This window comes from Palleronia sp. (assembly GCF_042089775.1).
GTDB lineage: Bacteria > Pseudomonadota > Alphaproteobacteria > Rhodobacterales > Rhodobacteraceae > Palleronia.
Genome location: NZ_JBELKF010000039.1, coordinates 20961 through 32268, shown reverse-complemented (window position 1 = coordinate 32268; position 11308 = coordinate 20961). Strand labels below are relative to the sequence as shown.

Annotated in this window: 13 protein-coding genes; 2 read left to right on the top strand and 11 right to left on the bottom strand. The window is 66.5% G+C overall.

Annotated elements, in window-relative coordinates; all coding sequences use genetic code 11:
• Positions 1–889 (top strand): citrate synthase (gene gltA / locus ACFDS3_RS11110; RefSeq protein WP_375262421.1); only part of this gene is annotated, 889 nt, incomplete at its 5' end.
• A 266-nt stretch (positions 890–1155) separates the two neighbouring features.
• Here gltA and ACFDS3_RS11105 read toward each other — a convergent pair.
• The gene (locus ACFDS3_RS11105; RefSeq protein WP_375262420.1) at positions 1156–1485 is read right to left on the bottom strand and encodes a hypothetical protein; all 330 of its coding nucleotides are present in this window, start codon (positions 1483–1485) and stop codon (positions 1156–1158) included.
• Between the two features lie 351 nt (positions 1486–1836).
• Entirely contained in the window at positions 1837–2937 is a 1101-nt protein-coding gene (locus ACFDS3_RS11100; RefSeq protein WP_375262419.1) for an alkene reductase, read from the bottom strand.
• Between the two features lie 109 nt (positions 2938–3046).
• Between ACFDS3_RS11100 and ACFDS3_RS11095 the strand changes: the two genes are divergently transcribed.
• On the top strand, positions 3047–3823 hold the full coding sequence (locus ACFDS3_RS11095) for a transglutaminase family protein (RefSeq protein ID WP_375262418.1): 777 nt from the start codon (positions 3047–3049) through the stop codon (positions 3821–3823).
• Here ACFDS3_RS11095 and ACFDS3_RS11090 read toward each other — a convergent pair.
• The 9 genes from ACFDS3_RS11090 to ACFDS3_RS11050 form a co-directional block, all read right to left on the bottom strand.
• Entirely contained in the window at positions 3820–4596 is a 777-nt protein-coding gene (locus ACFDS3_RS11090; RefSeq protein ID WP_375262417.1) for an enoyl-CoA hydratase-related protein, read from the bottom strand. The genes ACFDS3_RS11095 and ACFDS3_RS11090 overlap by 4 nt on opposite strands.
• Before the next feature lie 70 nt (positions 4597–4666).
• Positions 4667–5119, bottom strand: a complete 453-nt coding sequence (locus ACFDS3_RS11085; RefSeq protein WP_375262416.1) for a cytochrome c-type biogenesis protein CcmH — start codon at positions 5117–5119, stop codon at positions 4667–4669.
• Positions 5116–7092 carry a heme lyase CcmF/NrfE family subunit gene (locus ACFDS3_RS11080; protein ID WP_375262415.1) on the bottom strand — a complete coding sequence of 659 codons (1977 nt, stop codon included), beginning with the start codon at positions 7090–7092 and terminating at the stop codon, positions 5116–5118. Before ACFDS3_RS11080 ends, ACFDS3_RS11085 begins: the two co-directional genes overlap by 4 nt.
• 65 nt (positions 7093–7157) lie before the next feature.
• Positions 7158–7364, bottom strand: coding sequence for a pseudouridine synthase (locus tag ACFDS3_RS11075; protein WP_375262414.1), 207 nt, complete (start codon positions 7362–7364; stop codon positions 7158–7160).
• Positions 7361–7855, bottom strand: coding sequence for a holin family protein (locus tag ACFDS3_RS11070; RefSeq protein WP_375262413.1), 495 nt, complete (start codon positions 7853–7855; stop codon positions 7361–7363). The genes ACFDS3_RS11075 and ACFDS3_RS11070 overlap by 4 nt, the downstream gene beginning before the upstream one ends.
• The gene (locus ACFDS3_RS11065) at positions 7846–8457 is read right to left on the bottom strand and encodes a holin-associated N-acetylmuramidase (RefSeq protein WP_375262412.1); all 612 of its coding nucleotides are present in this window, start codon (positions 8455–8457) and stop codon (positions 7846–7848) included. The genes ACFDS3_RS11070 and ACFDS3_RS11065 overlap by 10 nt, the downstream gene beginning before the upstream one ends.
• A 51-nt stretch (positions 8458–8508) precedes the next feature.
• Positions 8509–8973 (bottom strand): cytochrome c maturation protein CcmE, encoded by a 465-nt coding sequence (gene ccmE / locus ACFDS3_RS11060; protein WP_375262411.1) that lies wholly within the window; start codon positions 8971–8973, stop codon positions 8509–8511.
• 119 nt (positions 8974–9092) lie between these two features.
• Positions 9093–10121 carry an N-acetyl-gamma-glutamyl-phosphate reductase gene (argC, locus tag ACFDS3_RS11055; protein ID WP_375262410.1) on the bottom strand — a complete coding sequence of 343 codons (1029 nt, stop codon included), beginning with the start codon at positions 10119–10121 and terminating at the stop codon, positions 9093–9095.
• 39 nt (positions 10122–10160) lie between these two features.
• On the bottom strand, positions 10161–10973 hold the full coding sequence (locus ACFDS3_RS11050) for a glutamate racemase (protein WP_375262409.1): 813 nt from the start codon (positions 10971–10973) through the stop codon (positions 10161–10163).
• Between the last annotated feature and the right edge of the window lie 335 nt (positions 10974–11308).

The window sequence follows — 11308 nt, the reverse complement described above, 5'->3', positions numbered from 1 at the left end:
CATGGTCGGCGTGGTCGGCGCGATGTCGGCCTTCTACCACGACAGCACCGACATCAGCGATCCGTGGCAGCGCGAGGTCGCGTCGATCCGGCTGATCGCCAAGATGCCGACGATCGCCGCCTGGGCCTACAAGTACTCGATCGGCCAGCCCTTCGTGTATCCGCGCAACGACCTCGACTATGCGTCGAACTTCCTGCGCATGTGCTTCTCGGTCCCGGCCGAGGATTACGTCGCGAACCCGATCCTCAGCCGCGCGATGGACCGGATCTTCACGCTGCACGCCGATCACGAGCAGAACGCCTCGACCTCGACGGTGCGGCTTGCCTCGTCCTCGGGCGCGAACCCGTTCGCCTGCATCGCCGCCGGCATCGCCTGTCTCTGGGGCCCGGCACACGGCGGCGCCAACCAGGCCTGCCTTGAAATGCTGCGCGAGATCGGAACGCCGGACCGCATCCCCGAGTACATTGCCCGCGCCAAGGACAAGAACGATCCGTTCCGCCTGATGGGTTTTGGCCACCGGGTTTACAAGAACCACGACCCGCGCGCGACGGTGATGAAGCAATCCGCGGACGAGGTGCTCGACCTTCTGGGGATCGAGGACAACCCGACGCTGCAGACCGCCAAGGAGCTCGAGCGGATCGCGCTCGAGGACGACTACTTCCGGGAGAAGAAGCTGTTCCCGAACGTCGATTTCTACTCGGGCATCATCCTCGACGCGATGGGCTTCCCGCAGTCGATGTTCACGCCGATCTTCGCCGTGGCGCGCACCGTGGGCTGGATCAGCCAGTGGAAAGAGCAGATCAGCGACCCGCAGCACAAGATCGGCCGTCCGCGCCAGCTTTACCTGGGCGAGACCTACCGCAATTACGTGGATGTCGAGAACCGCTGAGGCGCCTGGCCTCGCGCAGACTGCAAAGGCCGCCCCACGGGTGGCCTTTTTCCTGTTCCAGGTGGGGATCTGCGCTGTGACGGGGGCTCGCTCGGGCCGAACCGGCCCGGCGGCGGCGCGGGCATGCAGACGTCGCGCTCGGCCTCGAAGTCCATGGATGGTGACACGGCCGGTGTCGCCTCGAGACGTCTGCTCCATAGCGAACATCTGCTGCTTGATCTTGTCGTTGGTGTTGTCGGCGAAGACGTTGTCGATCTCCGGCGAGGTCATGAACGGCGCCCGGGCGCTGCCCTCGTATCGGGCAGCGCTTTCGTAAATCGGGCCAACACGTCCTGTGGCAGCGCGAACCGCGCCGTCAGCACCGCAGCCTCGCCCGAAACGGCGGCCTCGGGGCTTTTGAACACCTCGAAATGAATGTGCGGCCAGCGCCCGGCATAGCAGCCCGGCACGATGCTGGTAAAGCGCGCGGCACCCTCGGCATCGGCCACTCGGACCCCGCGCGGCCAGTTGGCCTGCGGCTGGTCGTAGAGCGAGTATGCGCCGACGGCATTGCAGTGCCACAGGTAGGTGGCGTGCCGGGGTCCAGCCCCCCGCATCCAGCAGAGTGAGCACTAGGTCGAGGCGCACGCCCTCGGTCGTTCCCTCGCGGTCGGCGAAGGAGGATCGCAGGTCGGTGCGGATCACCCCCTCTTGCGTCAGGGCGTTGATGTCCTGCCCGTGGCGTGCGTTGCTTCCATCCGCAGGATAGGGACAGACCTTTTCCGACAGCAGGGCGGTGCACTGGGCGGCTGCGGCCGGCAGGCCAGCCGCGGCAGGTCATAGGCGAAACCGTGGCCGTGATCGTGTGGCATCGGAACATCCGTCTCCGTGGCTGCCCCTGATACGCGAAGCGGGCGCATGCTCCGTCGCACGCGCCCGCTCATGGTCTGGCGACGAGCGCCGAGGCGTCAGATCGCGCGGATCTTGTCGAGGAACGGATAGTCCGTGTAGCCGTGCTCGTCGCCGCCATAGAACGTGCTCTGGTCCTGCGCGTTCAATTCGGCGCCCTGGCGGAAGCGCTCGGGCAGGTCCGGATTGGCGATGAAGTCGCGCCCGAAGGCCACGGCGTGGGCGTGACCGTCTTCGATCGCCCGGGCGGCACTGTCCGCACCATAGCCGCCATTGGCGATGTAGAACCCGTCGTAGCGGCTGCGCAGGCGACGCAGGATATCGCGCTGCTCGTCGCTGGTATTCACGCCGTAGAACTCTTCGATCACGTGGAGATAGGCGAGCTTCTCGTCCGAGACCACCTTGTAGACCTCCGAGAAGAGCCCCTCGGGATCGCTGTCGCCGATGTCGTTGGCCTGGCCCAGAGGCGACAGGCGGATGCCTACGCGGTCGCGGTCCCAGACGCCGCAGACGGTGTCGATCACCTGGCGCAGGAAGCGCATCCGGTTCTCGACCGAGCCGCCGTACTCGTCATCGCGCTGGTTGGTCTTGTCCTGCAGGAACTGGTCGATCAGGTAGCCGTTCGCGCTGTGGATCTCGACCCCGTCGAACCCGGCATCCTTTGCGTTCTGCGCGCCGCGGCGGTAGTCCTCGATCAGCGCGTCGATCTCGTCCTTCGTGACGGCGTGCGGCTCGGAGCAGTCCTCGAACCCGTTCTCGGTGAAGGTCTTGGTGTTCGCCGCAACGGCCGAGGGCGCCTGTGGCGTCTGCCCCTCAGGCAGCAGCGAGTTATGGCTGATCCGGCCGACATGCCACAGCTGCATGTAGATGCGGCCGCCCTGGGCGTGGACCGCGTCGGTGATCTTTTTCCAGGCAGCGACGTGCGAGGCGTCATGGATGCCCGGGGTGTCCTTGTACCCCTTGCCCATCGGCGTGACCTGCGTGGCCTCGGTCAGGATCATGCCGGCGCTGGCCCGCTGGGCGTAGTAGGTCTGCGCCATGTCCTTCGGGGTGCCGTCGGGATGCGCGCGATTCCGGGTCAGGGGCGCCATAAGCACGCGGTTCGGCAGATCGAGGCTGCCCATGCGCACGGGCGAGAAGAGGATCGAGGTATCGGTCATGATGACTCCGTCGATTGTAACTAGCCCCTGTGAACTGACAGGATGGGATCGCGTTCCCCTCGATTCCGTGTATCAATGCACAGGTGCTCTCGTGCCGTGAAAGGGTCCCATGAAGCTGCGAATCTCTGCCGACCTCCACTACAGTCTCGAGGCGCCGACCGACGCGCTGGTGCAGCTTGAAGTGGCCGCCACATCGCAACAGGCCGTCCTGTCCGAGCGCTTCAACGCGGGCGAGACGACGTATCTCAGCCGTATCTCGTCCGAGGACGCGATCGGCACGCGGGTCTGGCTGTCATGCTCCGAGTCGCTGGTGGTCCGCTACGAGTCCGAGATCGAAATCACGCGCCCGGCGCCGGACCTGTCGCGCTTGTCGGCCGAGCCGGTCCACCGCCTGCCCCACGAGGCGGTGCGCTACCTCATGGCCTCGCGCTACTGCCCCTCGGACGAGTTCCAGAGCTTCGTCGCCGCGGAGTTCGCCCATAGCCAGGGCGGCGCCTGCATCGCCGAAATGGCCGAGTGGATCGGCAGCCGATTCACCTACTGGCCAGGCGCGTCGGGGCCGCAAACCACGGCTTTGGATACATTCGTGCAGCGGCGGGGCATCTGCCGCGACTTTGCGCATGTGCTCGTGTCGCTCGCGCGGGCCAAGGCGATCCCGGCGCGGATGGTGTCGTGCTATGCGCCCGACGTGGACCCGCAGGACTTCCACGCCGTGGCCGAGGTCTGGCTGGACGGAGGTTGGCACCTCGTGGACCCGACCGGCATGGCCAAGCCCGAGGAGACGGCCGTCATCGGCGTCGGCCGGGATGCGGCCGACATCGCCTTCCTGACGACCTACGGCTGGGCGACGCTGCAGAACCAGCAGGTCGCGGTCGAGCGGGCCTAGCGCCCCTCGTACTGCGCGGGACGCTTCTGCAAAAAGGCCATCACGCCCTCACGGAAGTCGTGGGTCTGGCCCATCCGGCCCTGAAGCTGCGCCTCGAGCGCGAGCTGCTCGGGCAGATCGTTGCCGAAGCTCGCGCGCAGGGCCTGCTTCACGCCGCGGTAGCTTTCCGTCGGCCCCTTCGCCAGGTGCGCGGCGCGAGCGCGCCAGTGGGCGGCGAAATCGGCCTCGGGGACCGCCTCCCAGATCATGCCCCAGTCGGCGGCCTGTCGCGCCGTGATCGGCTCGGCGAAAAGCGCAGCGCCCATGGCCTTGGCAAAACCCATTTGCCGGGGCAGCCAATAGGTGCCGCCCGCATCGGGGATCAGGCCGATCCGCGTGAAGGCCTGCAGGAACACGGCGCTTTCCGAGGCGATCACCACGTCGGCCCCGAGCGCAAGGTTCGCCCCCGCCCCTGCCGCCGCGCCATTCACGGCGGCGATGGTCGGCACGCGGCATTCGGTGAGGGCAGCCAGCATCGGCTCGTACTCCTCGCGCAGCACCCGTTCGAGGTCGAGCGTCGCCGGGTTCCCCGCATCCGCCAGATCCTGCCCCGAGCAGAACGCGTCGCCGGCCCCGGTCAGGACCAGCACGCGCGCCGCACTTTCGGCCTGCTTCACCGCGTCGGTGATCTCGGCCCGCATCCGGGTATTCAGCGCGTTCTTCCGGTCGGGCCGGTTCAGCGTGAGGACCGCGACATCGTCGGCGATCTCGAAGGTGATGGCATCGTACTGCATGGGGCCTCCCTTGGTTTCGCGCGACCGTGGCGCAAAACCCGGCGCGGGAAAAGCGAGACGCCCCGTTACATCACTCCTTCAGAAGCGCATCCAACCGCGCTTGCTCTTCGGGCGAAAGGGTGGCATCGCGGCGCTTGGCCGCGTCGGGTTTGCGGCGCAGCGCGACCACGGCGATGGCCGCACCCCCAAGCAACATCGCAGGCCCGGCAAGCCACAGGATTAGGTTCGCCCCGCTCACGGTCGGCCGCAGCAGGACGTATTCGCCATAGCGGTCCACGAGGTAGGCGATCACCTCGTCATTGGTGTCGCCGGCCACCAGCCGTTCGCGCACCGCAAGGCGCAGATCGCGGGCAAGGTCGGCATTCGACTCGTCGATATTCTCGTTCCGGCAAACGAGGCAGCGCAGGCCCTGCGACAGCTCGCGCGCCCGCTCCTCCAGCACCGGATCGTCGAGCACCTCGTCGGGCTGGACCGCGAAGGCGGGGCCGGCCAACAGCGCGAGGATCAGCAGAAGGCCTTTCATTCCGCAGGCACCGCCTGCGCGCGCGTCGACTTGGCGGCACCGGCGGCAACGCGGTGGCGCCTGTCGGACAGCGACAGCCCGCCCCCCAGCGCCATGACGATCGCGCCAGCCCAGATCCAGTTGGCGAACGGCTTGATATAGGTCCGCACGGCCCAGCCGCCGTTGTCCTGCGGATCGCCGATCACGAGGTAGATGTCGCGCAGGAACCCGCCATCGATGGCGGCCTCGGTCGTGGGCATCCGGGCGATGGGGTAGATTCGCTTTTCAGGGAACAAGGTCGCAACGGGATTGCCGTTCCGCGTGACCTCCATCCGGCCGATGGTCGTGCGGTAGTTGGCGACCTGCCGCTCTTCGACGGCGGCAAGCGTGATCTCGTAGGCGCTGACGCGGAACGGCTCGCCCACCTGGACGACCCTTATGTCCTCGACCTGCCAGGCCGTCAGCGCAGTGATCCCGAAGATCGTGATGCCGAACCCCGAATGCGCGACCGCCTTGCCCCAATCGGCACGCGGCAGCTTGCGCAAGCGGCGCGCACGGGTGGAAAGGTCACCCTTCCCGGCGCGGGACTTGAGGTCGACCAGCGCGCCAAGGACCAGCCAAGTCGTCAGCACTGCCCCGATCGGGGCAAGCATCGAGCCGCCCGTCTGCATCACCCAAACCAGCGCGCCGAGCGCGACCGACAGCGCGAGCACGCCCCAGAGCTGGCCCATGACCCGCCCCATCCGCGCCCGCTTCCACGGCATGAGCGACCCGATCGGCAGCAACACGGCCAGCGCCACCATGAAGGGCGTGAACGCCGCGTCGAAGAACGGTGCCCCAACCGACAGCTTCCGGTCGAACGCCATCTCGGCCACGAGGGGCCAGACCGTGCCGACGAACACCACGAAAGCCGCGACCGCCAGCAGGATGTTGTTCGCCACCAGCGCCGATTCGCGTGACGTCAGGGAGAAGATGCCCTTGGCTTCCAACGCCGCCGCACGCGCCGCATACAGTGTCAGCGCACCGCCCATGAAGAGCCCGATGATCGCCAGCAGATAAACGCCCCGCTCGGGGTCATTGGCGAAGGCGTGCACGCTTGTCAGCACGCCCGAGCGCACGATGAACGCGCCGATCAGCGAAAAGCCGAAGGCGAGGATGGCCAAAAGGATCGTCCAGCTTTTCAGCGCCTCGCGCTTCTCGACCACGATGGCCGAATGCAGCAGCGCCGCCGCGATGAGCCAGGGCATGAAGGACGCGTTCTCGACCGGATCCCAGAACCAGAAGCCGCCCCAGCCGAGCTCGTAATACGCCCACCAGCTTCCGAGCGCGATGCCGATGGTCAGGAACACCCATGCGACCAGCGTCCACGGCCGCACCCACCGTCCCCATGCGGCGTCCACCCGCCCCTCGATCAGGGCCGCGACCGCGAACGAGAACGCCATCGAGAGGCCCACATACCCGAGGTAAAGGAACGGAGGGTGGAAGGCGAGGCCCGGGTCCTGCAGGAGCGGGTTCAGGTCCTCACCATTCAGGGGTGGCATCTCGAGCCGCCAGAAGGGATTAGACGTGAAGATCAGGAATCCCAGGAACGCGACCGAGATCGCCCCCTGCACGCCGATCACCCGGGCGCGCAGCGTCTCGGTCAGATTGCCGCCGAACCACGCGGCGAGCGCGGCGTAGAACGCAAGGATGAGGCACCACAAGAGCATCGAGCCCTCATGATTCCCCCAGACTCCGGTGATCTTGTAGAGAAGCGGTTTTGCCGTGTGCGAGTTCATCGTCACCAGCCGGAGCGAGAAATCCGACGAGACGAAGCCCCAGGTCAGCACCACGAAGGCGAACAACAGGAAGATGAACTGGGCCTGCGCAGCCGGTTCACCCGCGGCCATGAAGCCCCGCCACCCCTTCTGCGCGCCGACGAGCGGCAAGACGCACTGCACGCCTGCCATGACGAAGCCCAGGATGAGGGCGAAGTGGCCAAGTTCTATGATCATGGGACGGGTCTAGCGCAACCCGCCCCCCGGCGCCAATGGCGCAATTTGCCGCTACCGGCGTCGACCTACGCCTCGGCGAACCCACCGCTCAAGGCGTAGCCGACGAAGCACAGGATCACCGCGCCCAGGATCAGCCGAACCAGCCACTTCAGGACGTCCTCGATCGCCGTGAGCCGCTGCTCGACGTTGGCGCGGTGGACGTCCTCCACCGCGCAGCGCGTCTCGATCAGCGTCAGGCGACGCTCGATCTCGCGCATCCATTCTGCTGTCACTGCTCGGACCTCCATTCCTCCAGCGCGCGGTTCTCGACGCTGTCGGTGCTCCCGGCGCGGGTCAGGAGGGCGGCCGTCTTTGCAGCGGCACGCTGGAACTCCTGCCCCTTCGCCTGGTGGCGGGCCCCGAAGTAGAAGGACACGATCGCCCCCAGCAGCCACCAGAGCGGCTCCGGCACCAGCGCGATCCCCTCCATCCGCGAGGCAAACCACACCGGGTCCACCATCGCCGCGACGAAGAGCCCGAGCGTACCCACAGCCATCGCAGGGCGCGGGATACGATTCACACCGTCCATGAAGCGGTCGAAGCCACCCTTCTCGGCATGACGGAACTCGGCCGCGAACTGCTCGAGCGCACCGTCCCGCAGTTCAACCTCGCGCACAGCGCGATTCTCGGCATTCTCGCGAAAGATCGCCGCGGTTTCGGCGATTGCGCCGGCCCCACTGCCGCCGCCAAAGACCAGTCCCATTGCGCGATCCATCAGGCCCATGCGGAAACCCTCTTGCGGTGCTCGGCCGGCGTCAGGTGGTAGCGCGGCGTGACGAAGGCTTCGGCGCGCGTGATCCAGCCACCCTTTCCGCCGTCGCGGCGCAGGCAGTACTTGCGCATGGTAGACCGCGCATCGCCCAGCCCGTAGTAGTAGTTCCGCCGCGCAATCCCGTACGCATCAGCGAAATGGCGGGGTGCGGCGGCCGCGCAAATTTGCGCCGCCGCGATGGTCTGCGGCCCCACGATGCCGTCCACGGTGACGCTCTGGCCCATGTCGCAGATCAGTTTCTGCAGGATCTTCACCGCGTTCGCGCCTGCGTTGACATACATGTCGAACACAGACGGCTGCACGCACTTTGGCAGGCGCGACAGGCGCGGCCCTTCGAAGTAGTGGCGCACGAAAATGTCTTCCGCCAGCTTCCGATCGATTCGTTTCACGTCGGCCACGTCCACGTCGCCGTCCCGGTCTAGGTCCAGTCCCAGCCTTCGCAGCGTGTGGATGGTCACGCCGTGTTTGGTCGCCCCGCCCGGATCGTCGGGATCGTTCACGAAGCCGCCCTCCCGGGCGACGATCTCTTCGGCAATCTGCCTGACGCTCTGCATGGTTCAGCCCCCCACATGCTTGAAACCGTGGACCAGCGTCGGGCAGAGCGGTTAATTCATGGAGATCTCGGCGTCCGGTGCCTGGTAAACGCCCTGCTCCTTGAGGGAGTCGATGACTTCCTTGGGCATGTAGGTCTCGTCATGCTTGGCCAGAATCTCGGTCGCCCGGAAGGTGCCTTCGATGTAGCGCCCGGTCCCGACCATGCCTTCGCCCTCTCCGAAAAGATCAGGCAACACACCGACATAGCTGACCGGAACCGAGGCCGCGCCGTCGGTCACGCGGAACGTCACCGTCTCGCCCTGACCGCGTACCAGCGATCCGTCCTCGACGAGACCGCCGATGCGAAAGACCTCGGTCGGCCCCGGAGGCGCCTCGGCGATCTGCGACGGAGAACGGAAAAAGTTGATCCCGTCGCGCATTGCGTAACCGATCAGTGCGGTAGAGGCGACCAGCGCGACCACCGCCACGAGGATCACCTGGATGCGACGTTTCTTCTTCAGCTTGCCGAGCGCCATGCCCTGCCCTCCTCGATGGCGAGGACGAACATATCGCCAACACATCAACAAGAAAAGCACGGCCGCCGCGCGCCGCTGTCACAGATCGCCGCACCCCGGCGTCGGCGTCGGCGTCCTGATCAGGGGAAGCAGGGTGCGAGCATCAGGCCCGCCGTCTCTTCGAGGCCGAGCATGAGGTTGGCATTCTGAAGCGCCTGCCCCGACGACCCCTTGGTCAGGTTGTCGAGCGCCGCGATCACGATTGAGCGCCCTGCCCGACGATCCTGCACGACACCGAGGTGGCAGAAGTTGGACCCCCGCACATGCCGCGTTGACGGCGCCTCGTCCATTGGCAGAACCTGAAGGAACGGCTCATCCGCATAGGTATCGGCCAACGCCGCGTGGATCGCCTCTGCCTCCCCGCGAACATAGACGGTGGCAAGGATGCCGCGGTTCGCGGGGATCAGGTGCGGCGTGAACTGCACCTCGACCTTGCGGCCCGCGAGCTTCGAGAATTCCTGATCGAACTCGCCGAGGTGCCGGTGGATGCCGCCGACCGCGTAGGCGTGGTAGCCCTCGGACAACTCGGCATGCAGCAGGTTCTCTTTCAGCGACCGACCCGCGCCCGAGACGCCGCATTTCAGGTCCATGATGATCTCGTCCAGATCGATGACCCCGGCAGAAATCAGCGGCCGCAGCGCGTATTGCCCCGTCGCCGCGTTGCAACCCGTTCCCGCCACGAGGCGAGCAGGCCGGATCTCATCGCGGTAGAACTCCGTCAGGCCGTAGACGGCCTCTTTCTGCAGCTCGGTCGCGGCGTGGGGCTTTCCATACCACTTCTCGTAATCCGCGGCCTCGCGCAGGCGGAAATCAGCGGAAAGGTCCACTACTTTCAGGTCCGACGGCAGCTGCGAGATCACGTCTTGGCTGGTCGCGTGAGGCAGCGCGCAGAAGGCGAGGTCGATGGTCGAGAAGTCGATCTCCTCGATCTTCACGAGGTCGGGCAGGTCCAGGTGGCGCAGGTGGGGAAAAACCGACGCCATCGCCTGACCCGCCTTGCGCTCGCCCGACAGCGCAGCGATGCACATCGAGGGATGGGTGGCAATCAGGCGCACCAGTTCGGCGCCGGTATAGCCCGAGGCACCAAGGATCGCGATGTTCTGGGTCATGGGACTCTCCATCCGGGGCGGCGCGCGGACCGCCGGAACTCAGGCTTTCTGAAAGTCGATGCCACGCTTGAGGAACTGCGTCGCCCGTCCGGACACCCGCTTGGGGTCTCCCGTGGTCAGGAACTTGCGCTCGGTTCCGGGGCCCAGCATCTCGGGGCGCCGCTTGAGGTAGTCGTCCAGCGACGCGGCCACGAGGTTCGCCTGGCTGTAGACCTCCACATCCGGCCCCAGCGCGTCGCGGAAGACGTCCTCGACCAGCGGGTAGTGCGTGCAGCCCAGGATCGCGGCCTGAGGCATCGGCATCTTGCGCTTCAGCGCGTCCACGTGTGACCGCACGAGAGCATCGGCCAAGATCATGTCCCCGTCCTCGATCGCGTCCACCACGCCGCCACAGGCCTGCGCCTCGACGTCGACGCCGATGGCCCGGAACGCCAGCTCGCGCTGAAAGGCGCGCGAGGACACCGTGGCCGGCGTCGCGAACAGCGCCACATGCTCGACCGCAACCTCGCGCGGCGGGCTGTTGTCGCCCCAGGTCCTTTCGGTCAGGGCCTCGATCAGCGGCACGAAGACGCCGAGAACCCGCTTGTCCTTGGGCAGCCACGTCTCCTGCATCCGGCGCAGCGCGGCGGCCGAGGCGGTGTTGCACGCCAGGATCACCAGGTCACACCCCTCGTCCCAGAGGCGCTCGACCGCGGCGCAGGTCAGATTGAAGATGTCGTCCGAGGTGCGCACGCCGTAGGGCGCATGCGCCGAGTCGCCGAAATAGACGAACGGGACGTCCGCAAGACGCTTTTCCAGTGCCCCGAGGACGGTGAGCCCGCCCAAACCGCTATCAAAGACGCCGACCGCCATCTCCTGCCCTCTTCCAGACCTCTTTGGTCGCAGGCCGACCCACCCGCGTATATCAGGACAGGGCATAGGTCGTCACACGAAAGAAGTCCATGAGCCGCCCTGCCAGCAACAGGGACGCCTCGTCACCGGATGCTCAAACTTCGACGCGAAGGACGAGAGAACGGCGTGTTTTTCGGCTGATCTGGCCAAAATGGTAGGTTTTCCATACGTTCTGGAAAGGAACACCTCTCATGCTGGGCGGTGTGGCTTAGGGTGACGGCTGCACGTGTCACGAAACTTTCTCTGGCGGGGCCTGTCGCAGGCGCAGAAAAGCCCCACATGCGGGGGGTAGCACG